Source organism: Acidimicrobiales bacterium, from assembly GCA_035512495.1.
GTDB lineage: Bacteria > Actinomycetota > Acidimicrobiia > Acidimicrobiales > CADCSY01 > DATKDW01.
In genome coordinates this window covers 80,215-101,977 of sequence record DATKDW010000062.1, presented here as the reverse complement: position 1 = coordinate 101,977, position 21,763 = coordinate 80,215, and the positions used below count along the sequence as shown (strand labels likewise).

Sequence of the window (21,763 nt, the reverse complement as noted above, 5' to 3'; positions counted from 1 at the left end):
GAGGGGCGATTCTGCCACGCCCGGCAGCGGGGTGGGCACGATGGCCGAGGTCGCCCGGGCGGTAGTCTCGGCGCCCATCGGCGCCTCCTCCCTCGACCTCTCCGTCCCCAGCCGCCTGCACGTCGTCGGCATCGGCGGTTCGGGCATGAGCGCCATCGCCACCGTGCTCGTCGCCATGGGCCACCAGGTGTCGGGTAGCGATCAGCGGCCGTCTGCGGTCCTCGACCGCCTCGCCGGCCTGGGCATCGCCGTCACCGTGGGGGCCGACCCGGAGGGTGCCGCCGCCGCCGACGCGGTGGCGATCTCGACGGCGATCCGCGCCGACGACCCCGACGTCGCCTCCGCCCGGGCCGCCGGTGTGCCCGTGCTGCGACGGGCCGAGGCGCTGGCAGCCATCTGCGCCACCCGGCGAACGGTGGCGGTCAGCGGCACCCACGGCAAGACCAGCACCACGGCGATGCTCGCCATCGCCCTCCGCGAGGCGGGGTTTGAGCCGTCGTTCATCGTGGGCGGCGACGTCAACGGGATCGGCACCGGCGCCGCATGGGGAGGGGGTATCGACGGCTGGTTCGTGGTCGAGGCCGACGAGAGCGACGGGACCTTCCTCGAGCTCGGTGCCGAGGCGGTCATCGTCACCAACGTCGAGCCCGACCACCTCGATCACCACGGCAGCTTCGAGGCGCTCCAGGACGCCTTCGCCCGCTTCCTGCTCGCCTCGCCCGGCCCGCGGGTGGTGTGCGCCGACGACCCCGTCGCTGCCGCCCTGGCCACCCGGGTCGGCGGGTGCACCACCTACGGAACGAGCGAGGCCGCCGACGTGCAGCTCTTCGACGTGACGACCGACCGCGACGGCGTCAGCTTCGCCCTGCGGGCCGGGGCCGACGACCTCGGTCGCTTCCGCCTGCCGTCGCCGGGGCTGCACAACGCCCGCAACGCGGCAGCCGTGGTCACCGTCGGCCGTGCCCTCGGCGCCGACGTCGAGGGCCTCCGACGTGGCCTGGCCGCCTTCGCCGGCGTGGGACGGCGCTTCGAGCGACGGGGCGAGGCCGGCGGCGTGACCTTCGTCGACAGCTACGACCACCTCCCGACCGAGGTGGCGTCGGTGCTCGAGGCGGCCCGGGCCGGTGGGTGGGACCGGATCGTGTGCGCCTTCCAGCCTCACCGCTACACCCGGACAGCCGACCTGTGGCGATCCTTCGCCGATGCCTTCACCGATGCCGACGTGGTCGCGGTCACCGACATCTACGCCGCCGGGCAGGCGCCGATCCCGGGCGTCTCGGGCAAGCTCATCGTCGATGCCGTTCTCGACGCCCACCCCCACCAGCGGGTGGCCTGGCTGCCTCGGCGCGACGACCTCCGGTCGTGGCTCGTCCACGAGCTGCGGCCGGGCGACCTCTGCCTGACCCTCGGCGCCGGCGACCTGACCACCCTCCCCGGCGAGCTCCTGCCGCTCGTTGGTGGGTCGCCGGGGTGAGCGGGACCGCCGTGACCGACCCGGCGGCCCTCGGCGCGGCGGCGGCCGTGCTCGGGTCCCGAGCTCGGCGGGACGAACCCCTCGGCCCGCGCACGACCTACCGGGTGGGCGGCACCGCGGCCCTCCTGCTGGAGGTGGAGGGCGACGACGACCTCGCCCTGGCCGCCGAGGCGCTCCGGGCGGCGGCCGACGCGGGTGGCATCCCCACCCTGGTGGTCGGCAACGGCTCCAACCTGCTGGTCGCCGATGCCGGCTTCTCCGGCCTCGCCCTGGTGCTCGGTGAAGCCTTTGCCAGGATCGAGCTGGATGCCGGCTCGGCCACCGTGCGGGCCGGTGGGGCCGTGGCGCTGCCGGTCCTGGCCCGCCGGACCGCCAAGGCTGGCCTCCGCGGGCTGGAGTGGGCGGTCGGGGTGCCCGGGACGGTGGGTGGAGCGGTGCGGATGAACGCCGGGGGCCACGGCTCCGACACGGCGGCGACCCTGCTGCGGGTCCGCGCATTCGACCTCGCCACCGGCAACGATGAGCAGGTGCTCGCCCGTGACCTCGACCTCGGCTACCGCCGCTCCGCGGTGCGACCCTCCCAAGTCGTCCTCGACGCCGAGTTCCAGCTGACGCCGGGTGATGCCGCAGCCGCCTCAGCGGAGGTCTCCGAGATCGTGCGCTGGCGGCGCGCCAACCAGCCTGGCGGCCAGAACGCAGGGTCGGTCTTCACCAACCCACCTGGCGACTCCGCCGGGCGCCTCGTCGACGTGGCGGGCTGCCGGGGGATGAGACTCGGCTCCGCCGAGGTCTCGGACAAGCACGCCAACTTCATCCAGGCCGATCCCGATGGCCGGGCTGACGACGTGGCGGCCCTGATCGTCGAGGTTCAGCGCCGGGTCGAGGCCGAGACCGGCGTGGCCCTCCACCCCGAGGTGCGCCTCGTCGGCTTCCCTGACCCTCGATCGCTTGACCCTCGATCGCAGGTCGAGGGTTGAGCAGCACGGCGCCGCCTCGGCGGCCCAGGGTACGGCCGGCCAGACCGGTGATCGACCCCCGCATCCGGGCCCGGCGCATCGAGGTGGCACGCCACGAGGGCCGCCGTCGCCTGCGCCGCGCCGGTCTCGCCGCCGCCGCCCTGGGCGTCGTGGCGATGCTGTGGGGCCTGGCGCTGTCGCCGCTGCTCGATGTCGATGCCCTGGAGGTGAAGGGCGCACGCCAGACCGGCGCCGATGAGGTGCGGGCAGCGTCGGACATCAGTCCTGGTGAGGCGATGGTGACCCTCGACACCGCCCGCGCTGCGGCACGGGTGCGGGCGCTGCCGTGGGTCGCCGACGCCCGGGTGATGCGTGACTGGCCCGGGACGGTGCGGGTCGAGGTGGTCGAGCGCCGGGCGGTGGCGGCGCTGGCGGGGGAGTCGGACTGGATGCTCATCGACGCCGAGGGCCACCAGCTGGCGCGCGTGGCCGACGTGCCCCGCGGGATCACGCGGATCGAGGGGGTCGGCGTCGCCGGTGAGGTCGGCGATCTGCTCGGCGCCCCTGCCGCCGGGGCCCTCCGGGTGGCGTCGATGCTCTCCGGGGCCCTTCGCCCGGACGTCCTGGCGGTGGTCGCCGACGACGAAGGTGCCCTCACCGCCAAGGTCGCCATCGCCGGAGGGGAGCGGTCTGCGCTGGCGCTCCTCGGCCCGCCCGAGGCCTTGGAGGCCAAGCTGCTGGCGCTGGAGGCCGTGCTCGCCGGTGCCAACCTCGAGGGCGTGGCGACCATCGATGTGCGGGTGCCCACGTCGCCCGCCTTGACCCGCACGACGGAGGGAGGGTAGAGTCTCGATCACAACGAGAGGTTGACAGAACGCTCAACCTCCACCTGAGGTAAAGGCCGGGCGGGACCCCTGTGGGTCAGCCCGGCCATTTGCACGTTCGGCGGTCCGCCGCCACTGACTCCCCGGGAGGGACACACATGGCCGGCAACCCCCAGAACTACCTCGCGGTGATCAAGGTCGTCGGCGTCGGCGGGGGCGGCGTCAACGCCGTCAACCGCATGATCGATGCCGGGCTCAAGGGCGTGGAGTTCATCGCCGTCAACACCGACGCCCAGGCGCTGTTGATGAGCGACGCCGAGCTCAAGCTCGACATCGGCCAGGACGTCACCCGCGGCCTCGGGGCGGGCAGCGACCCCGAGGTCGGCCGCCAGGCCGCCGAGGACCACCGTGCCGAGGTCGAGGCCGCTCTCCAGGGCGCCGACATGGTGTTCATCACCGCCGGCAAGGGCGGCGGAACCGGGACCGGTGGCGCCCCGGTGGTGGCCCAGATCGCCAAGAGCCTGGGGGCGCTCACCATCGGCGTGGTCACCCGGCCCTTCGCCTTCGAGGGGCGCAACCGCTCGGTCCAGGCCGAGCAGGGCATCCAGCGCCTGAAGGACGAGGTCGACACCCTCATCGTCATCCCGAACGACCGGCTCCTCACGGTCTCGAACGAGAAGACCTCGGTGCTCAACGCCTTCAAGATGGCCGACGAGGTGCTGCTCCAGGGCGTGCAGGGCATCACCGAGCTCATCACGACGCCGGGACTGATCAACACCGACTTCGCCGACGTCAAGATGATCATGACCAATGCCGGGTCCGCCCTCATGGGCATCGGCTACGGGTCGGGCGAGGGCCGCTCGCTCAACGCCGCCCGCGCCGCGATCTCGAGCCCGCTGCTCGAGGCGTCCATCGAAGGTGCTCGCGGCATCCTGCTCAGCATCTCCGGCGGCAGCGACCTCGGCCTCTTCGAGGTCAACGAGGCTGCCGAGGTCATCCACGGCGTGGCCCACCCCGACGCCAACATCATCTTCGGGACGGTCATCGACGACTCGATGGGCGACGAGGTGCGCGTCACCGTCATCGCCGCCGGCTTCGACCGGTGGGAGGAGGGCAAGGACCGCTCGGAGCGCGCCCGCCCGCTGGCAGGCGACGAGGGTGGGCGAGACGTCTTCGCCGACGACGAGGTCGACCTCGAGGGCGACGACGACTTCGACGTCCCCTCCTTCCTCCGCTGAGGGCGCTGGGCGGCAGGATCGAGATCCGCTTCACCGGACGGGCCGACGGCGACCTCGCCGTCGACTCGACCGGCGTCGACGCCCGGCGACGGGCAGTCGTCGACGCGCCGTGGACGTGGCTCCGCCAGGTCCACGGGGCGCGGGTCGTGCGGGTCGAGGCGCCCGGTGCGCACGCCGGGACCGAGGCCGACGCCGCCGTGACCGCCGTGCCAGGGGCCGTGGTCTCGGTCCAGACCGCCGACTGCGCCCCCATCGCCCTGATCGGGGAGGGTGCCGTTGCTGCCGTCCACGCCGGTTGGCGAGGGCTGGCCGCCGGCATCGTGGCGTCATCGGTCGAGGCGGTGCGCGACCTCGCCCCGGGTCCGGTCCGTGCCGTGGTGGGGCCTTGCATCCACCCGTCGTGCTACGAGTTCGGGGACGCCGATCTCGACGAGGTGGCCTCCGCTCTCGGTGACCACGTTCGTTCGACCACCGCCGCCGGCCGGCCCGCCCTCGACCTCCCGGCCGGGGTCCACGCCGCCCTCGCCGCCGCCGGTGTCACCGAGGTCGACGACCGCGGCACGTGCACAGCGTGCAGCGACGCCCACTGGTCGCACCGGGCCGGCGGCGATCCCGAGCGCCAGGCCCTCGCCGTCTGGATCGCGCCGTGAGCGACGTGGTGCCCGTCGACGTCGACGCGGTCGCGGCGCGCGTGGCCGAGGTGCGCGATCGGATCGCCGCCGCCGGCGGCGATCCGCAGCGGGTCCGCCTGGTGGCGGTCACCAAGGGGTTCGGCCCCGACGCCGTGATCGCCGCCCACGCCGCTGGGGTCCTCGACGTGGGCGAGGGCTACGCCCAGGAGATGGCGGCCAAGGTCGAAGCGCTCGCCGACGGGCCCCGACCCCTGCACTGGCACTTCGTGGGCCGCCTCCAGACCAACAAGGTCCGCCTCGTGGCCCCCTCGGTCGACCTCTGGCAGAGCATCGACCGCGACGCAGTCGGGGACGAGGTGGCGAAGCGCTCGCCCGGCGCCCGGGTGCTCGTGCAGGTCAACGTGTCCGGGGAGGCGCAGAAGGGCGGGTGCGAGCCCGGTGGCACCGCCGACCTCGTGGCGCGCCTCGGCGAGCTGGGCCTCAGCGTCGCGGGGCTCATGGCCATCGGCCCCTCCGGCGACCCTGAGGCGTCCCGGCCTGCGTTCCGCGCGCTGCGCACCCTCGCCGACGACCTTGGCCTCGCGGAGCGCTCGATGGGCATGAGCGACGACCTCGAGATCGCCGTGTCCGAGGGAGCGACCATCGTTCGAGTCGGCCGAGCCCTGTTCGGCTCCCGCCCCGATCCGCGGTCCGGCACCGGCCGGATGCGACACTAACGTCCACCTCGCAAGGAGGAGTCCCCTGATGGCGACCAGCATGTGGCGACGAGCCATGCACTACCTCGGTCTCGGTCCCGACGACGAGTACGACGACTACGACGCCCTCGACGACGGCCCCGCGCCGGTCGTCAGCAGGTACGCGCCTCCGCCCCAGGAGACGCCGAGCGCGGTCCGTCCGCTGCCGCGCGAGCCGGAGCCCCGACCCGAGGTCCCGCCGGCCTCCCCGACCATGCGTCCCCGCGGAGGTGGCGTCGTGCGCCCCATCACCCCACAGGCGGCGAGCGCCAAGCCGCACGCCGTCTCGCCGCTCTCGTTCAACGAGGCCCAGGAGGTCGCCGACAAGTTCATGGCGGGCATCCCGGTGATCGTGAACCTCCAGGGCGTCGAGAAGGAGCTGTCGCGCCGCCTCGTCGACTTCGCCAGCGGGCTCTGCTACGGCCTCCGGGGCCAGATGGAGCGCGTCACGAACCAGGTGTACCTGTTGACCCCCTCCAACGTGTCGGTGTCGGACGAGACGAAACGACGCCTGCAGGACGAGGCGACCTGAGCCGTGGGCCAGCTCCTCTGCACGATCGGCACGCTGTACTTCTACGCCATCTTCGCCCGCATCCTCCTCAGCTGGTTCCCGATCAGCCAGGGCGGCGCCATGGCGTCGGTGTTCTCCTTCCTGTACGGCATCACCGAGCCGGTGCTCGGACCGCTGCGGAGGGTCCTGCCCCCAGTGCGCTTCGGTGGCATGGGGCTCGATCTCTCGCCCATCGTGGTGATCTTCGGCATGCAGCTCCTGATCCTCCCGGTGGTGTGCCGCATCTGACGGCACCCTGACTCGGCACCGGTCCACCGGTCGCCCCCCGCCCGGTCGCTACCATCGCCGGCATGGACGTCTCCCCCCAGCTCCTTCGCGAGGTCGAGTTCCGGGAGCAGTGGCGGGGCTACAACCCCGACGAGGTCGACGACTTCCTCGAGCGCCTCGCCGTCGCCCTCGAGGAGCTGCAGGCTCGACTGCGCGAGACGGCCGACCGGGCCACCCACGCCGAACGGCGCCTCCTCGATACCAGCGGCGACGACGACGAGCTGCGGCGCACCCTGGTGCTCGCCCGGCGCACCGCCGATGTGGCCCTCGACGAGGCGCGTGCCGAGGCCGCGGGGATCGAGGCGGAGGCCGAGGCCCGGGCCGAGGAGGTCCGCGCCGACGCCGAACGGCTCAGCGCAGAGCTCCGTGAGGAGGCCGAGCGCCACGCGGCGAGGGTGCGGGCCGACGCCGAGGCCCGGGCCGAGGTAGAGCTCGGTGCGCTCGCCGACCGTCGTCGCCAGCTCGAGGGCGAGGCCGACGCCATGCAAGCCTACGTGGACGACCAGCGGCACCGCCTCCACCAGGAGATGCGCGAGCAGCTCGCCTGGATCGAGCAGCCCGGGCGGCTCGAGATGCCGCCGCGCCCCGGCCTGAGCCCGCTCGACGCCAAGCCCGTCCAGGCCCGGACGGCCGAAGGCGGCGACCGGACGGCTGTCGTCGTCGATCGCCCGGCCGAGCAGGTGGCCGAGACACGCGACGTCGAGGACGACACCGGTCCGCACCCGGTGGTCAACGGCGCCTGTGATGACGCCGCGGCCGGCGAGCCCACCGGGTTCTACGACGTGCTTGCTGAAGACGACCACCCCGCTGCCGGCGGCTCCGAGGCCGATCCCTTTCTCGCCGAGCTGCGCCGGGCCGTGGACGATCCGGAGCCGCTCGGACCCCGCGAGAGCCGCACCGACTGGGCCGATGACGACGACGGTGGGGACAAGGGTGGCCCCGGTCGCAACCGGTGGCGACGCATCTGATCGGCCGAGTGGGGGAAGGGGGCCCCCGGTTCGACGGAGGCTCCGCCTCCGCCCCGAAAGCCATGAATGACCGAGCGGCGGTCCACCTCTGTCTAGGATCACGCCGCACCCGAACGACAAGGATCGGTGACGTCTCGTGTTAGTGCTCATCAGCTTTGCCCTGGTGTTGGTAGCGACCGTGCTGCTCGTGCTCGGTCTCCTCGCCGACTCCGGGATCGCGTTGATCTACGTGTCGATCGCCTGCAGCGTCCTGGCCGGCATCGTGTTGTTCGTCGCCACCCGGATGAACCGCCAGCAGGCCGCAGGAGCCGCCGCGGGCGGCGGCTCCGCGCCCGTCGGCACCAGCAGCGCATCGGAGGAGCCGACGACGGTCGCCGCTGCGCCGGCCCCTACGCCCATGCCCGCCCCGGCGCCCGCCCCGGCGCCGGCGGTGGTGGAGCAGGCCGCCTTCGCCCCCACCACGGCATTGCCCGACGACGACGTCGAGGACGACGCCGACTTCTTCCCCATCGCTGACTACGACGAGCTGCGCGTATCGGAGATCACACCGCTCCTCGCACAGCTCTACGCCGACGAGCTCGACGTGGTCGACGAGAAGGAGCGCGAGGGCAAGGCGCGGGTCACGATCCTCAACCAGATCGGCGAGCTGCGGGAGCGCCTCGCCGGTGCGCCTGCCGACGCGACCGCTGCCGACCTCGACGACTCGACGCCCGCCGGCGCCTGGGAGCCCGAGGAGGAAGAGGAGGCACCCGCCCGGGCGAGGAAGGCCGCCGCCAAGAAGCGCCCGGCGGCCAAGAAGGCTGTGGCCAAGAGGCGCCCGGCGGCCAAGAAGGCTGTGGCCAAGAAGCGCCCGGCGGCCAAGAAGGCTGCGGCCAAGAAGCGGTCCTCCACCCGGCGCTGACGTGCTCCGGCCGACGGTCGGGCGGACGGGTGCGACCCGGCCGCCCGTCGCTCAACCGGTGACGGTGAGGCCCACGGAGACGGCTTCGCCGTCGAGCTCGAGGTCGCCCGGGGGTGCGCCCTCCTCGTGGCGGAGCTCGGTGGCGAGGGTCTCCCCGGCGATCCACTCGCCGTGGGTCGCCACCGCAGCGGCCACCCTGCCTCCCGCGGGCGACGAGACGACCGCCGACACGCGGTCGGCGATGGCGAGCCCGTCGTCCTTGCGCCGGTCGTTGATGGCGCGCACCAGCTCCCGTGCGGTGCCCTCCACCAGCAGCTCGTCGTCGAGATCAAGGTCGAGGGCCACGGCGTGGGTCCCCTCCTGAGCCAAGGCGATGTCGCCGGCGGTGTCGGCGCGGACCTCCACGTCGGCGGCATCGAGCCGCTCGCCGGCGACCTCCACGTGACCGTGCTCTTCGAGGGCCCGTTGCAGCTCCGACCCGTCGGCGGCGGCGAGAGCGGCCTTCACGTCGTTGACGCGCGGGCCGAGGCGGGGGCCGAGGGCCCGGAAGTTCGGCACGACGGTCCATCGCACGAGGCCGCCGAGCGACTCGACCTGCTCGAGGCGGCGGACGTTGAGCTCGTCGGCGACCTCGGCGCGGACCTCGTCGCGAAGGGTCGTGCCGGGGTGGAGGAGCATCGCTCGTCGGAGCGGCTGGCGGACCTTGACCTTGGCGTCGGTGCGCGCCGCCCGGCCGAGGGCGACGAGGCGACGGGCGACGTCGACCTCGGCGGCGAGCTCGGCATCGGCGTGGCCGCCCGGGACGGGCCAGTCGGCCGCGTGGACGGAGAGCCCGCCGGTGAGGGCCGTCCAGAGCTCGTCGGCCAGGAAGGGGCAGAAGGGGGCCAGCAGCTCGGAGGTGACGACGAGACAGCGGTGGAGGGTGGCGTGGGCGTCGGGGTCGGAGGCCTTCCAGAAGCGTGACCGTGAGCGGCGGACGTACCAGTTCGACAAGTCGTCGACGAAGCCGGCCAGGCGGGTGGCGCCTCGAAGGGCGTCGAAGCCGTCGAGGGCGTCGGTGACCTCGACGATCGTCTCGTCGAGCTGGCCGAGCACCCACCGGTCGAGCACGTGGGTCGGCGCCGAGGTGCCGGCCCCGTCGCCGTCGGCGGGCGGCGACCAACCGTCGAGGTCGGCATAGGTGGCGAAGAACGACCACACGTTCCAGAGGGTGAGCAGCGTCTGGCGGGTCGACTCCCGGATGCCGTCCTCGAACACGCGCCGCGGCGTCCAGGGCTGGCCGGCCGAGAAGAAGTACCAGCGGAGGGCGTCGGCGCCGTAGGTGGCGAAGATGTGCCACGGGTCGATGACGTTGCCCTTGGACTTCGACATCTTCTGGCCCTCGCCGTCGATGATGTGCCCGAGGCAGACGACGTTGCGGTACGGGGTCTCGTCGAACACCAGGGTGTTGACGGCAAGCAGGGTGTAGAACCAGCCGCGCGTCTGGTCGATCGCCTCGCAGATGAAGTCGGCCGGGAAGGCCTCGGCGAAGCGGTCCTCGAACGGGTGGTGGTGCTGGGCGGAGGGCATCGACCCCGAGTCGAACCAGGCGTCGAGCACCGGCGCGACGCGCCGGGCGGTCGCGGCGCAACCCTCCTGCGCACAGGTGAGGGTGATCTCGTCGACGTAGGGCCGGTGGAGGTCGAGGCCGCTGAGGTCGCGGCCGGCGAGCTCGGTCAGCTCCGCCACCGAGCCCACGCAGGTGTCGTGGCCCTCGGTGCAGCGCCACACGGGCAGGGGCGTGCCCCAGTAGCGGTCGCGCGACAGCGCCCAGTCGACGTTGCTCTCCAGCCACTTGCCGAAGCGGCCGGTCCTGATGTGCTCGGGGTGCCAGGCGATGCGGTCGTTCTCGCGCAGCAGCTCAGCTCGCCGCTCGGAGGTCCTGGCGAACCAGGAGGTCTTGGCCCAGTAGATGAGGGGCGTGGAGCACCGCCAGCAGTGGGGGTAGCTGTGCAGGTACGGCTGCTCGCGGACGAGGAGTCCGCGGGTGGCGAGGTCGTCGATGATGCCGCGGTCGGCCTCCTTCACCCCGGTGCCGGCCCACGGCGTCACCCGGGCGTCGAAGGCGCCGTCGGGTCCCACGGGGTTGAACACCGGGAGGTCCTCGGTCCGCCCGATCTCGGCGTCGTCCTCGCCGAAGGCGGGTGCGAGGTGCACGACGCCGGAGCCGTCGTCGGTGCTGACGTAGTCGGCGAGCACGACCCGCTCGGCGCGGTCGGCCTCACCCGGGCCGTACGCGAGGAGCTCGTACGGTCGCTCGTAGCGGCGTCCGGCCAGCTCGGCGCCGCGGAGGCTGGCGACGACCTCGTAGGGCGCGCCTTCTCCGAAGAGCCGCTCGGCAGCGGCCCGGGCCATGACCAGGTCGCGCCCCTCGGGTTCGTGGACGCGGACGTACTCGATCTCGGCGCCCACCGCTGCGGCCACGTTGGAGATGAGCGTCCAGGGCGTCGTGGTCCACACGAGGAGGTCGGCGTCGTCGTCGCGCAGGGGGAAGCGAACGTAGATCGAGGGGTCGGTGACCTCCCGGTAGACATCGGGCTGGCCCATCTCGTGGGAGGACAGGGCGGTGCCGCACCGGGGGCAGTAGGGGCTGACCCGGTGGCCCTCGTAGAGCAGCCCCTTCTCCCAGAGCTGCTTCACCAGCCACCACACGGACTCGATGTAGTCGTTGCTGAGGGTCCAGTAGGCGTCCTTGGTGTCGATCCAGGTGCCGGACCGGCTGGTGAGCGACGACCAGTCCTCGACGTAGCGCGACACCGAGTCGCGGCAGCGCTGGTTGAACTCGGCGACGCCGTACGCCTCGATCTGGTCCTTGCCGGTGAGCCCGAGCTCCTTCTCGACCTCGAGCTCCACGGGCAGGCCGTGGCAGTCCCAGCCGCCCTTGCGCGGGACCTTTCGGCCGCGCATGGTCTGGAAGCGTGGGAAGAGGTCCTTGAACACGCGGGCCCAGACGTGGTGGAGCCCCGGCTTGCCGTTTGCGGTGGGCGGTCCCTCGTAGAAGATCCAGGGCTCGCCGTCCTCCCGCAGGGTCCGGACGGTGCCGACGACGTCGTCGCGGCGCCAGCGCTCGAGGGCGCGCTCCTCGAGCGCGATGGGGTCGAAGGGCTCCACGGGGCCGAAGGGCATGGCGCAAGCGTAGAACCCGGCCACCCCCGTCCCGTCCGGCCCCCGGTAGGGTGCGGCGGTGAGCGATGAGGTGTTCGACGTCCGAGCTGACGGCAGCGTGGTCGTCCGGCTCTCGGTGCAGCCCGCGGCCGGCCGCTCCGCCATCCTGAGCCGCCACGGGGACGCCCTCAAGGTCAAGGTGGCGGCGCCCCCGGAGGGAGGGCGGGCAAACGAGGCCTGTGCCAGCCTCCTCGCCGAGGTGCTCGGCGTTCCGGGCTCCGCCATCTCGCTGGTGGCCGGCGAGTCGAGCAGGCAGAAGCGCTTCGCGGTGGACGGCGCCGACCCCGACGACGTTCGGCGGGCCCTCGAGCGCATCCTCGGTCCGGGTGGGGGCAAGGCGGCGACCGCCAACCCACGGGCACCTCGGCGGTCCTGACCGGGCGGCCCGCGTTGTCGGGCCCGTCCTGCGGTGCTACCTTCCGGAACCCTTTTCACCGACGCGGAGACCGATCCGGCGATGCCCAGAGCCACGAAGACCACCGGCAAGGCCACGGCGAAGAAGGCGGCGACCGCCAAGGCGACCAAGGCGACCAAGTCAGCGGCTGCCAAGGCCACCGGCGCCAAGAAGGCTGTCGGCGCCAAGAAGGCTGTCGGCGCCAAGAAGGCTGTCGGCGCTAAGAAGGCTGTCGGCGCCAAGAAGGCTGTCGGCGCTAAGAAGGCTGTCGGCGCTAAGAAGGCTGTCGGCGCCAAGAAGGCTGTCGGCGCCAAGAAGGCTGTCGGCGCCAAGAAGGCCGCGGCCTCCAAGGCGGCCGCCCCCAAGGTGGCCAAGCGGACTGCGGGCAAGAAGGCGGCCCCCAAGGCCTCCACCGCTCAGGCCGACAAGTTCCTCGAGGCCCAGCGCAAGGAGCTCCTCAAGGAGCGCGAGGACTACGCCCGTTCGGCTGCCCACCTGCGCGCCGAGGCCGAGGCGCTGGCCCAGGACCGCGACCCGGGGGACTCCAACTTCGACGAGGAGGGCGGCGAGGGTGACTCCATGGCCGTCGAGCGCGAGCGCGAGCTCGCCCTGTCTGCCCAGGCCCTGGCGGCAGTGCAGGACATCGACGACGCCCTCGTCAAGATCGACGCCGGCACCTACGGGACCTGCGAGAAGTGCCGCGGGCCCATCCCCAAGGAGCGCCTGCGCGCGCTCCCCTTCGCCGCTCTGTGCGTCAAGTGCAAGAGCGGGGGCCTGAGCAGGCGCTGAAGGCGTCGGCCGCCGCCCGGCGCTGGGGGCTGGTGGTGGCGCTGGCGGCCGTGGTCATCGCCGTCGACCACGCCACCAAGTGGTGGGCGCTCCAGGAGCTGCCCGGCAACCCGATCGATCTCCTCTGGACCCTGCGGCTCCGCCTGGTCTTCAACACCGGCGCGGCGTTCGGCTTGGGCTCCCGCTATGCCCCCGTCATCGCCCTGGCGGCCCTCGTCGTGGTCCTCGTGCTCGTGCGCACCGCCCGGCTGCTCAGCACGTGGCCGAGCGTCGTGGGGGTCGGCCTGGTCCTCGGCGGGGCGCTGGGCAACCTCGCCGACCGGCTGCTCCGCGAGGCCGACGGCATCCTCGGTGGCGCGGTGGTCGACTTCATCGACCTCCAGTGGTGGCCGGTGTTCAACGTCGCCGACATCGCCATCAACCTGGGTGCCGTGGTGATCATCGTGGCGTCGATGCGCGAGCCCGCCTTCGGCGACGGGCCAGGAGCGGGGGCGGGGCAGGACCCTGTCGAGGACGCTCCCGGCCGGAGCGGGTCGTGAGGGAGGTGCTGCCGCCGGCGCTCGAGGGTGAGCGAGTCGACCGGGTGGTCGCCATGTTGACCGGCCTCACGCGGGCCGAGGTCGCCGACCTCGTGGCGGCCGGGGCCGTGCGCCTGGGAGGGCGGACCGTGACCTCGCGCTCGGTCCGGGTGCACGAGGGCGAGGAGCTCGAGGTCGAGGTGCCGCCGCCGGACCTCGACCGCCACGTCGCCCAGCCGGAGCCGGGGGTCGCCGTGCCGGTGGTGCATGCCGACGACCAGGTCATCGTCGTCGACAAGCCCCCGGACATGGTCGTGCACCCGGGTGCCGGGAACCGCCAGGGCACCATGGCCCAGGGCCTGCTGGCCCGGTTCCCCGAGCTGGCCGGGGTGGGCGAGCCGGAGCGGCCCGGCATCGTGCACCGCCTCGACAAGGGGACCTCGGGCCTCCTGGTCGTGGCGCGCACCCCCGAGGCCTACGCCTCGCTGGTGGACCAGCTCTCGACGCGCACCGTCGAGCGGCGCTACCTCGCCCTGGTCTGGGGTCACCCGGAGCCACCCCGGGGGATGATCGACGCGCCCATCGGGCGCTCGCAGCGCGACCCCACTCGCATGGCGGTGTCGGCGGCGGGCCGGGAGGCGCGCACCAGCTACGAGGTCGTGACCACCTACACGGAGCCGGTGCTCTCCGCCCTGACCTCCTGCCGGCTCGAGACGGGCCGGACGCACCAGATCCGCGTCCACCTCGCCGCCATCGGCCATCCGGTGGTGGGCGACCCGCGCTACCGCGGCAAGCGAGTGGCGCTGCCGTGCCCTCGCCCGTTCCTGCACGCGACCGAGCTGGCCTTCGACCATCCCGGTACCGGCGAGCGCGCGCGCTTCGAGTCGCCGCTGCCGGACGACCTCGTCGGTGTGCTCGACGGGCTCAGTCCTTGACCGTCGCCCCGTCCCAGGGGACCTCGCCCCGGGCGCGCGCCACGCAGTCGGCGAGGGTGTAGGAGTCGAGGTGGCGGCGCATGTGGCCGCCGACGACGTCCCACACCGCAAGCAGCACGCACTGGCCCTCGTGGTCGCAGGCGCCGTCCTCGTGCGGCCGGCCGAAGTCACCGAGGGTGATGGGCCCGTCGACCGCGCTGACGACCTCTCCGAGGGTGATGTCGTTGGGGGACCGCGCCAGGGTGTAGCCGCCGCCCACGCCCCGCTTCGACCGGACGAGCCCGGCGCCCTTGAGGGCCAGGAGGATCTGCTCGAGGTAGGGCTGGGGGAGCCCGGTCCGCTCGGCGATGTCGCGCACCGACGTGGGACCCTCGTGGTCGGCGTGCAGGGCAAGCGACAGGAGTGCCCGGCTGGCGTAGTCACCCCGTGTCGAGACCTTCACCGGGCCCATGGTACGGGGGCGGTCCGCTGGGGTGGGGACCAGGGGTGGGTTCCCGATGTGCGGACCGTGCGTCGGCGTGATGGACTCGCGGTCGCTCCGAAGCGATGGAGCGGAGGACGATGGACCCGCTGATCCCCGACTACGAGGGCGCCTGCCTGAGCAACGTGGTCCCCGCCATCCTCGAGCCCGGGGAGACCAGGCCCTCGTGGCTCCCCGCCGTGGTTGCCGAGGCCGACCAGGTGGTCCTGCTGGCCATCGACGGCCTCGGCTACGACCAGCTCCAGGAGCGACTGCCGCTGGCGCCCACGCTGGCGGCCATGGACGGTGGTGCGATCGTCACCGTCGCGCCCTCGACCACCGCCACGGCGCTGAGCTCGCTCGCCCTCGGCTCGCCTCCCGGCGTGCACGGCGTGGTCGGCTACCGGATCAACGTCCGGGGCGACGTGCTCAACGTGCTTCGCTGGCAGACCCCGGCCGGTGACGCCCGCACGGTGATCCCGCCCGACGTGTTCCAGGCTCGCACCGCCTTCTGCGGTACCCGGCCCCCGGTCGTGACCCGCGCCGAGTTCGCCGGCACCGGCTTCACCGCCGCCCACCTGGCCGACGTCCGCTTCCACGGGTGGCGCACCACCTCGACCCTCGTCACGGAGGTCCGGCATCTCCTCGCCGCCGGTGAGCCCTTCGCCTACGCGTACTACGACGGGGTCGACAAGGTCGCCCACGAGTACGGCCTCGACGAGCACTACGCCGCCGAGCTCGCCAGCGCCGACCGGCTGGTGGCCGACCTGGTCTCGGTGCTGCCCAGGGGAGCTGCCCTGGTGGTGACCTCCGACCACGGCCAGGTCCAGGTGGGGGAGGCCATCGTCGCCATCCACGAGGACGTGATGGATCACGTGGAGCTGCTCTCCGGCGAGGGGCGCTTCCGCTGGCTGCACGCCAAGCCGGGTCGCGCCGGCGACCTGCTGGCCGCCACCGTGGCGCAACACGGTGACCGGGCGTGGGTGCGCTCGGTCGACGAGGTGATCGCCGACGGGTGGTTCGGCCCCAAGGTGAGCGAGGCGGCAGCCAACCGCTTCGGCGATGTCGTCATGGCCGCCATCGACCCCGTGGCGTTCGAGGATCCCGCCGACACCGGCCCCTACCGGCTCGAGTCCCGTCACGGGTCGCTCACCCCCGCCGAGATGCGCGTCCCCCTCCTCGCCGCCGCCAACCTCGGTTCGTAGCCGACAGCCCTCCGCGGGCGCCAGGGTGTGGAACGGCGACCGGTTTGGGGCAGGATGCGGGGCATGGACCCCGAGGACCAGACCGAGGATGCCCCTGAGCAGATCGAGGTGCTCCCGCCGGGCGGCGAGGACGACGCCCCCGAGGGCGAGCGCAGCGAGTCGGTGGAGCAGCCGGCCAAGGTGATGCGGATCGGCTCGATGATCAAGCAGCTGCTCGACGAGGTTCGCCATGCCCCGCTCGACGACGCCAGCCGGACCAGGCTCAAGGAGATCTACGAGACCTCGGTGCGCGAGCTTGCCGAGGGCCTTTCACCGGACCTCCGGGGCGAGCTCGAGCGCATGACCATGCCGTTCGACCAGGCCGCGCCCAGCGATGCCGAGCTGCGGATCGCCCAGGCGCAGCTGGTCGGGTGGCTCGAGGGCCTCTTCCACGGGATCCAGGCGACCCTGTTCGCTCAACAGATGGCTGCCCGCCAGCAGCTCGAGAACATGCAGCGGGGCCTTCCCGCCGGGCAGAGTCCCGACGGCGTCGCCGAGGCCCGCGAGCGGCCCGGCACGTACCTCTAGGCCCAAGGCGCGTGGACGCCGCCGCCGCGGTTCGCAACGCCCACGAGTGGTTCGAGCACCACAGCGGATGGGCCCCGCCCGACGAGGAGACCCTGGCGGAGTGGGTGGCCGACGGCATGTGCCGCTGCCCCGATGAGTGCCTGGTGGCGCCGGAGGGGTGGTGCGAGCACGGCCTGGCCTCGTGGTGGCTGGTGCTGGCCGACCTCGCCCACGACGACGACCGGCGACGGCCACCCGACCGCTCGTCCTGAAGCGTACGCTCCGTCCATGGGTGAGATCGGAGCGGCGTACGAGGGGTGCCGTCGGCGGATGACCGAGCTGGTCGAGGGGCTCGATGACGACGGGGCGGCGCAGCGCGTGCCCGCCTGTCCGGACTGGACCGTCCACGACCTCCTGGCGCACGTGACCGGGGTCGTCGACGACGCCCTGGCCGGACGGCTCGAGGGCGCCGGCTCGGACAAGTGGACCGCGGTCCAGGTGGAGGCGCGCCGGGGCCGGCCCCTCGCCGAGGTGGTCGCCGAGTGGGCGGCGGCGGCGCCGGCATTCGAGGCCGTGCTCGACGATCTCGGCATGAGCGGTCGCCAGGCGGTGTTCGACTGCGTTCTCCATGAGCACGACCTGCGAGGCGCCCTCGGGCGGCCCGGCGGGCGCGACAGCGACGCGGTGGCGATCGGCCTCACCTTTGCGGGGCCGGCCATCACCGGGGCGGCGAAGGCCCAGGGCATAGACCTCCGGGTGGAGGCCGATGGCGCCGGGGCCTGGGGAGCAGAGGAGGCCGACGCCGTGTTGCGGGGGGCGCCCTTCGAGGTCCTGCGGGCCACCACCGGGCGCCGCAGCGCCGAGCAGGTCCGGGCCATGGACTGGCAGGGCGATGTCGAGTCGGCCCTGCCCGCCTTCACCTACGGCCCCTTCCGGCCCTGCCACGACCCGGTGGTGGAGTAGCCCACCAGGCCGATCCGGTCAGTCCTCGTCCTCGAGGCGGAACCCCACCTTCATCGTGACTTGCACGTGGGCGATCTGGCCGCCCTCGAGATGCCCTCGGATCTCACCGACCTCGAACCAGTCGAGGTTGCGCAGCGTCTTGTTGGCGCGGACGATGCCGTTGCGGATGGCGGCGTCGACGCCCTCGGTGGAGGTGCCGACGATCTCGGTCTTGCGATAGGTGTTGTCTGCCATGCGGGGCCTCTCGGTCGGGGCCGGGGCGGATGGCCTCGGCCGGCGGTCACCATCCTCCTACCCGACCCGGTGGGGGGCGCGACACCCCGGCCGGCGGCCGCGGCGGCGGCGGGCGCGCTACGGTGTGAATCACAGCCGTGTAACCCTCATCCACAGCGCCTGTGGATGAGGTTGGGGACGACGTCGGCGCGCCAGCGGAGGCCAGCATCGTGGGCAGCAGCTTCACCCACCTGCACACCCACACCGAGTTCTCGATGCTCGACGGGGCAGCGCGGGTGGGCGAGGTCATCGCCAAGGCGGTGGCCGACGGCCAGCCGGCGATCGGGATCACCGACCACGGCAACATGTACGGGGTCCTCGACTTCTACGCCGAGTCTCGCCGGCAGGGGATCACGCCCGTGGTCGGCTCCGAGCTCTACATGGCGGGTGAGAGCCGCCACGAGCGCCCCCGGCGCCGGGGCCGGATCGACGACACCGGCGGCGACGCCGACGGCGGTCAGAAGCTCTACTACCACCTCATCGCGCTGGCCGAGAACGACATCGGCTACCGCAACCTCATCAAGCTCTCCTCGCGCGCCTACCTGGAGGGGTACTTCTACAAGCCCCGAGTCGACTGGGAGCTCCTCGAGGAGCACCACGACGGGATCATCGCCACCACCGGGTGCCTCGGCGGCGTCGTCCTCCAGGCGCTGCTCCAGGGCGACACCAAGGCGGCGACCGAGCGGGCGGCCCGCCTGCAGGACATCTTCGGGCGCGACTCGCTGTTCGTGGAGCTCCAGGACCACGGCCTGCCCGACCAGCAGCGCACCAACCCGCAGCTGATCGAGATCGCCCGGCGCATCGGGGCGCCGCTGCTGGCCACCAACGACAGCCACTACACCCACCAGCAGGACTCGGTCGCCCACGACGCCCTGCTGTGCGTCCAGACCGGCAGCACCATCGACGACCCCAACCGGTTGAAGTTCCACGGCGACCAGCACTACCTCAAGACCGCCGAGGAGATGCGACGGTTGTTCCGCGAGGTCCCCGAGGCGTGCGACAACACCCTCTGGGTGGCCGAGCGGGCCGACGTGACCATCGAGTTCGGCAAGCCCAAGCTGCCCCAGTTCCCGATCCCGCCCGAGTTCCTCGCCACCCTGCCGGCCGGGCCGACCGCGGCGACCGGAGCGCTCACCCACGACTGCAACGGCCTGCTCGTGGTGGAGGGGCCCGATGACCACCCAGAGGCCCGCGAGGAGCCCGACACCGCCTACCTCCGCCACCTCACCTACGAGGGGGCGCGCGAGCGCTGGGGGAGGGACCTGCCCGCCACGGTCACCGAGCGGCTCGACTACGAGCTCGGTGTCATCGCCCAGATGGGGTTCAGCTCGTACTTCATCATCACCTGGGACCTGATCAAGCACGCTCGCGAGAACGGCATCCGGGTGGGGCCGGGCCGGGGGAGCGCTGCGGGTTGCGCGGTGGCGTACTGCCTCTGGATCACCGACCTCGACCCGATCCGGTACGACCTGCTCTTCGAGCGCTTCCTCAACCCGTCGCGCGTCTCGATGCCCGACATCGACATGGACTTCGACTCCCGGTACCGGGACGAGATGATCCGCTACGCGGCCGAGCGCTACGGCCGCGACCACGTGGCCCAGATCGTCACCTTCTCCACCATCAAGGCCCGTGCCGCGGTGCGCGACGCCGCCCGGGTGCTCGGTTACCCCTACGTCGTGGGCGACAAGGTGGCCAAGGCCATGCCCCCGCTGGTGATGGGGCGCGACACGCCGCTGCACGCCTGCCTCGAGGAGCACCCCAAGTACGCCGACGGGTTCAAGGCCGCCCGCGAGCTGCGCGAGATGTACGAGGTCGACCCCGACGCCCGCAAGGTGATCGACGTGGCCAAGGGCCTCGAGGGCCTGCGCCGCCAGGACGGCATCCACGCGGCCGCCGTGGTGATCACCGACGAGACCCTCACCACCTACCTCCCGATCCAGCGCAAGCCCGAGGCCGGCAAGGACCCCGAGGACGCACCGGTGGTCACCCAGTACGAGATGCACGGGGTCGAGGACCTCGGGCTGCTGAAGATGGACTTCCTCGGCCTGCGCAACCTCGACGTGATCTCCGACACCGTCGAGCTGGTGCGCGACGTCACCGGGGTCGAGCTCGACATCGACGACGTCCCCCTCGACGACGACAAGACGCTGGCCATGCTGCGGGAGGGCCGCTCGATCGGCGTCTTCCAGCTCGAGGGCGGGCCGATGCGCGCCCTCATGCGCAGCCTGGCGCCTACCAGCTTCGACGACGTGGCGGCCCTCGTGGCCCTGTATCGGCCGGGGCCCATGGCCGCCAACATGCACAACGACTACGCCGACCGGAAGAACGGCCGCAAGCCCATCGAGTACCTCCACCCCGATGCCGAGGAGATCCTCGCCGACACCCAGGGCTTGATGATCTTCCAGGAATCCGTGATGCGGGTGGCCCAGAAGTTCGCCGGCTACACCCTCGCCGAGGCCGACAACCTCCGGAAGGCCTGCGGGAAGAAGATCCGAGAGCTCATCGTGAAGGAGCGGGAGACGTTCGTCGCCGGCTGCGAGGCCACCGGCTACGGCCGCGAGATCGGCACCGCCTGGTTCGACATCATCGAGCCGTTCGCCGACTACGCCTTCCCCAAGGCGCACGCCTACGGCTACGGGCTCGTCGCCTACCAGACCGCGTACCTCAAGGCCCACCACCCGGTCGAGTTCCTCGCCGCCCTGCTCACCTCTGTCAAGGCCGACCAGGACAAGTCGGCGGTGTACCTCAACGAGTGCCGCCAGATGGGCATCGCCGTGCTGGTGCCCGACGTCAACCTGTCGGTGTCGGACTTCACCGCCCGCTACGGCGACGACGGGATCGGCGTCATCCCCTTCGGGCTGTCGGCGGTGCGCAACGTGGGTGTGGGCCTCGTCGAGCTCGTCGTCACCGAGCGCGACACCAACGGCTCCTTCATCGACTTCTACGACTTCTGCGAGCGGGTCGACCCGGCGGTGCTGAACAAGCGCGCCATCGAGTCGCTGATCAAGGCCGGCGCCTTCGACGCCCTCGGACACCCCCGCAAGGGCCTCCTCCTGGTGTTCGACCAGATCGTCGAGCGCACCCTCGCTCGCCGCCGCGAGCGCGACCAGGGGGTGATGAGCCTCTTCGGCGACGTCGGTGCTGACGAGTCGTCTTCCTCGTTCGACGAGCGGGTGGCGATCCCCGACGACGAGTTCGAGAAGATGGAGCGCCTGGCCTTCGAGAAGGAGATGCTGGGCCTCTACGTCAGCGACCACCCGCTCATGGGCGCCGAGCACCTCCTCGCCCGGCGCGCCGACTGCTCGATCACCGAGCTCCGAGAGGGCGGGACGGGTCCGGTGCAGGTCCCGCAGGGAGAGGACCGAGGCCGCGGCGGGGCGTTCCGGACCGTGGGCGGGGTCGTGACCAACCTCCAGCGCAAGTACACGAAGAAGGGCGACCTCATGGCCATCTTCGTGCTCGAAGACCTCCAGGCCGCCATCGAGGTCATGGTCTTCCCGAAGACCATGACCACGAGCGGCCACGCCCTCACCGAAGACGCCGTGGTCTGCGTCAAGGGCCGCCTCGACACCCGCGACGACGTGGCCAAGCTCATCGCCCACGAGATCTCCCCCGTCGAGCTGATCCACGACGGGGGCACGCCGCTGCGACTCTCGGTCCCGCCGGCCGCCCTCGACGAGCGCAAGGTCGACGACCTCAAGCGCCTCCTCGTCGAGCACCCGGGCGACTCCCCGGTGTTCCTCCACGTGGGCACCAAGGTCCTGCGCCTCCCGCCCGCGTTCAACGTCGACACCGGCAACGGCCTGGCCGGCGAGCTCCGGGTCCTCCTCGGCGCCGACGCCCTGCTCTGACCGCCGGAGCCGCCGCCGACCCGAGCTGTGTGCGTTACCGGTCGGGATCTGACGCCGAGC

Annotated in this window: 22 protein-coding genes; 19 read left to right on the top strand and 3 right to left on the bottom strand. The window is 72.5% G+C overall.

Features of this window, described 5'->3' with window-relative positions; translation table 11 throughout:
• Nucleotides 1-40: 40 nt before the first annotated feature.
• The 10 genes from murC (at nucleotide 41) to VMN58_09145 (ending at nucleotide 8,565) form a co-directional block, all read left to right on the top strand.
• A complete protein-coding gene (murC, locus tag VMN58_09190) occupies nucleotides 41-1,474 on the top strand; it encodes a UDP-N-acetylmuramate--L-alanine ligase (GenBank protein ID HUF33365.1) in 1,434 nt (477 codons plus the stop codon).
• Between the two features lie 11 nt (nucleotides 1,475-1,485).
• Nucleotides 1,486-2,451 carry a UDP-N-acetylmuramate dehydrogenase gene (murB, locus tag VMN58_09185; GenBank protein HUF33364.1) on the top strand — a complete coding sequence of 322 codons (966 nt, stop codon included), beginning with the start codon at nucleotides 1,486-1,488 and terminating at the stop codon, nucleotides 2,449-2,451.
• Nucleotides 2,452-2,498: 47 nt separating this feature from the next.
• The gene (locus VMN58_09180) at nucleotides 2,499-3,275 is read left to right on the top strand and encodes an FtsQ-type POTRA domain-containing protein (GenBank protein ID HUF33363.1); all 777 of its coding nucleotides are present in this window, start codon (nucleotides 2,499-2,501) and stop codon (nucleotides 3,273-3,275) included.
• A 137-nt stretch (nucleotides 3,276-3,412) separates the two neighbouring features.
• Nucleotides 3,413-4,492 carry a cell division protein FtsZ gene (ftsZ, locus tag VMN58_09175; protein HUF33362.1) on the top strand — a complete coding sequence of 360 codons (1,080 nt, stop codon included), beginning with the start codon at nucleotides 3,413-3,415 and terminating at the stop codon, nucleotides 4,490-4,492.
• The gene (locus VMN58_09170; GenBank protein HUF33361.1) at nucleotides 4,489-5,142 is read left to right on the top strand and encodes a polyphenol oxidase family protein; all 654 of its coding nucleotides are present in this window, start codon (nucleotides 4,489-4,491) and stop codon (nucleotides 5,140-5,142) included. The genes ftsZ and VMN58_09170 overlap by 4 nt, the downstream gene beginning before the upstream one ends.
• Nucleotides 5,139-5,840: a YggS family pyridoxal phosphate-dependent enzyme gene (locus VMN58_09165; GenBank protein ID HUF33360.1), complete on the top strand. Its 702-nt coding sequence runs from the start codon at nucleotides 5,139-5,141 to the stop codon at nucleotides 5,838-5,840. Before VMN58_09170 ends, VMN58_09165 begins: the two co-directional genes overlap by 4 nt.
• Before the next feature lie 28 nt (nucleotides 5,841-5,868).
• A complete protein-coding gene (locus VMN58_09160) occupies nucleotides 5,869-6,390 on the top strand; it encodes a cell division protein SepF (GenBank protein ID HUF33359.1) in 522 nt (173 codons plus the stop codon).
• Nucleotides 6,391-6,393: 3 nt separating this feature from the next.
• Nucleotides 6,394-6,657: a YggT family protein gene (locus VMN58_09155; protein HUF33358.1), complete on the top strand. Its 264-nt coding sequence runs from the start codon at nucleotides 6,394-6,396 to the stop codon at nucleotides 6,655-6,657.
• A 62-nt stretch (nucleotides 6,658-6,719) separates the two neighbouring features.
• On the top strand, nucleotides 6,720-7,664 hold the full coding sequence (locus VMN58_09150; protein HUF33357.1) for a DivIVA domain-containing protein: 945 nt from the start codon (nucleotides 6,720-6,722) through the stop codon (nucleotides 7,662-7,664).
• A 136-nt stretch (nucleotides 7,665-7,800) separates the two neighbouring features.
• The gene (locus tag VMN58_09145; protein HUF33356.1) at nucleotides 7,801-8,565 is read left to right on the top strand and encodes a hypothetical protein; all 765 of its coding nucleotides are present in this window, start codon (nucleotides 7,801-7,803) and stop codon (nucleotides 8,563-8,565) included.
• Nucleotides 8,566-8,616: 51 nt separating this feature from the next.
• On the opposite strand, the gene ileS is transcribed toward VMN58_09145, so the two are convergent.
• On the bottom strand, nucleotides 8,617-11,730 hold the full coding sequence (ileS, locus tag VMN58_09140; GenBank protein HUF33355.1) for an isoleucine--tRNA ligase: 3,114 nt from the start codon (nucleotides 11,728-11,730) through the stop codon (nucleotides 8,617-8,619).
• A gap of 58 nt (nucleotides 11,731-11,788) precedes the next feature.
• On the opposite strand from ileS, the gene VMN58_09135 reads away from it, so the two are divergent.
• The 4 genes from VMN58_09135 (at nucleotide 11,789) to VMN58_09120 (ending at nucleotide 14,405) form a co-directional block, all read left to right on the top strand.
• The gene (locus tag VMN58_09135) at nucleotides 11,789-12,145 is read left to right on the top strand and encodes a DUF167 domain-containing protein (GenBank protein ID HUF33354.1); all 357 of its coding nucleotides are present in this window, start codon (nucleotides 11,789-11,791) and stop codon (nucleotides 12,143-12,145) included.
• An 81-nt stretch (nucleotides 12,146-12,226) separates the two neighbouring features.
• Nucleotides 12,227-12,952, top strand: coding sequence for a TraR/DksA C4-type zinc finger protein (locus VMN58_09130; protein ID HUF33353.1), 726 nt, complete (start codon nucleotides 12,227-12,229; stop codon nucleotides 12,950-12,952).
• Nucleotides 12,913-13,491 (top strand): signal peptidase II, encoded by a 579-nt coding sequence (gene lspA, locus VMN58_09125; protein HUF33352.1) that lies wholly within the window; start codon nucleotides 12,913-12,915, stop codon nucleotides 13,489-13,491. The genes VMN58_09130 and lspA overlap by 40 nt, the downstream gene beginning before the upstream one ends.
• The gene (locus VMN58_09120; GenBank protein HUF33351.1) at nucleotides 13,488-14,405 is read left to right on the top strand and encodes an RluA family pseudouridine synthase; all 918 of its coding nucleotides are present in this window, start codon (nucleotides 13,488-13,490) and stop codon (nucleotides 14,403-14,405) included. The genes lspA and VMN58_09120 overlap by 4 nt, the downstream gene beginning before the upstream one ends.
• Here VMN58_09120 and VMN58_09115 read toward each other — a convergent pair.
• Nucleotides 14,395-14,847: an Rrf2 family transcriptional regulator gene (locus VMN58_09115; GenBank protein ID HUF33350.1), complete on the bottom strand. Its 453-nt coding sequence runs from the start codon at nucleotides 14,845-14,847 to the stop codon at nucleotides 14,395-14,397. The genes VMN58_09120 and VMN58_09115 overlap by 11 nt on opposite strands.
• A gap of 119 nt (nucleotides 14,848-14,966) precedes the next feature.
• Between VMN58_09115 and VMN58_09110 the strand changes: the two genes are divergently transcribed.
• From VMN58_09110 to VMN58_09095, 4 genes are all read left to right on the top strand, one after another.
• Nucleotides 14,967-16,070 carry an alkaline phosphatase family protein gene (locus VMN58_09110; protein ID HUF33349.1) on the top strand — a complete coding sequence of 368 codons (1,104 nt, stop codon included), beginning with the start codon at nucleotides 14,967-14,969 and terminating at the stop codon, nucleotides 16,068-16,070.
• Between the two features lie 63 nt (nucleotides 16,071-16,133).
• A complete protein-coding gene (locus tag VMN58_09105) occupies nucleotides 16,134-16,637 on the top strand; it encodes a bacterial proteasome activator family protein (protein ID HUF33348.1) in 504 nt (167 codons plus the stop codon).
• An 11-nt stretch (nucleotides 16,638-16,648) separates the two neighbouring features.
• Nucleotides 16,649-16,888: a hypothetical protein gene (locus tag VMN58_09100; protein ID HUF33347.1), complete on the top strand. Its 240-nt coding sequence runs from the start codon at nucleotides 16,649-16,651 to the stop codon at nucleotides 16,886-16,888.
• Nucleotides 16,889-16,904: 16 nt separating this feature from the next.
• The gene (locus VMN58_09095) at nucleotides 16,905-17,579 is read left to right on the top strand and encodes a maleylpyruvate isomerase family mycothiol-dependent enzyme (protein ID HUF33346.1); all 675 of its coding nucleotides are present in this window, start codon (nucleotides 16,905-16,907) and stop codon (nucleotides 17,577-17,579) included.
• Between the two features lie 18 nt (nucleotides 17,580-17,597).
• Here the strand turns inward: VMN58_09095 and VMN58_09090 are convergent, their stop codons facing one another.
• Nucleotides 17,598-17,813, bottom strand: coding sequence for a dodecin (locus VMN58_09090; protein ID HUF33345.1), 216 nt, complete (start codon nucleotides 17,811-17,813; stop codon nucleotides 17,598-17,600).
• A 161-nt stretch (nucleotides 17,814-17,974) separates the two neighbouring features.
• Between VMN58_09090 and dnaE the strand changes: the two genes are divergently transcribed.
• Nucleotides 17,975-21,703, top strand: coding sequence for a DNA polymerase III subunit alpha (gene dnaE / locus VMN58_09085; protein HUF33344.1), 3,729 nt, complete (start codon nucleotides 17,975-17,977; stop codon nucleotides 21,701-21,703).
• Nucleotides 21,704-21,763: the final 60 nt, after the last annotated feature.

What these genes read in the sequence shown, in the direction of transcription:
- murC (HUF33365.1), top strand. Translation starts at nt 41, where the DNA reads ATGGCCGAGGTCGCCCGGGCGGTAGTCTCGGCGCCCATCGGCGCCTCC.
- ftsZ (HUF33362.1), top strand. Translation starts at nt 3,413, where the DNA reads ATGGCCGGCAACCCCCAGAACTACCTCGCGGTGATCAAGGTCGTCGGC.
- VMN58_09160 (HUF33359.1), top strand. Translation starts at nt 5,869, where the DNA reads ATGGCGACCAGCATGTGGCGACGAGCCATGCACTACCTCGGTCTCGGT.
- VMN58_09150 (HUF33357.1), top strand. Translation starts at nt 6,720, where the DNA reads ATGGACGTCTCCCCCCAGCTCCTTCGCGAGGTCGAGTTCCGGGAGCAG.
- ileS (HUF33355.1), bottom strand. Translation starts at nt 11,730, where the DNA reads ATGCCCTTCGGCCCCGTGGAGCCCTTCGACCCCATCGCGCTCGAGGAG.
- VMN58_09130 (HUF33353.1), top strand. Translation starts at nt 12,227, where the DNA reads ATGCCCAGAGCCACGAAGACCACCGGCAAGGCCACGGCGAAGAAGGCG.
- VMN58_09110 (HUF33349.1), top strand. Translation starts at nt 14,967, where the DNA reads ATGGACCCGCTGATCCCCGACTACGAGGGCGCCTGCCTGAGCAACGTG.
- VMN58_09105 (HUF33348.1), top strand. Translation starts at nt 16,134, where the DNA reads ATGGACCCCGAGGACCAGACCGAGGATGCCCCTGAGCAGATCGAGGTG.
- VMN58_09095 (HUF33346.1), top strand. Translation starts at nt 16,905, where the DNA reads ATGGGTGAGATCGGAGCGGCGTACGAGGGGTGCCGTCGGCGGATGACC.
- VMN58_09090 (HUF33345.1), bottom strand. Translation starts at nt 17,813, where the DNA reads ATGGCAGACAACACCTATCGCAAGACCGAGATCGTCGGCACCTCCACC.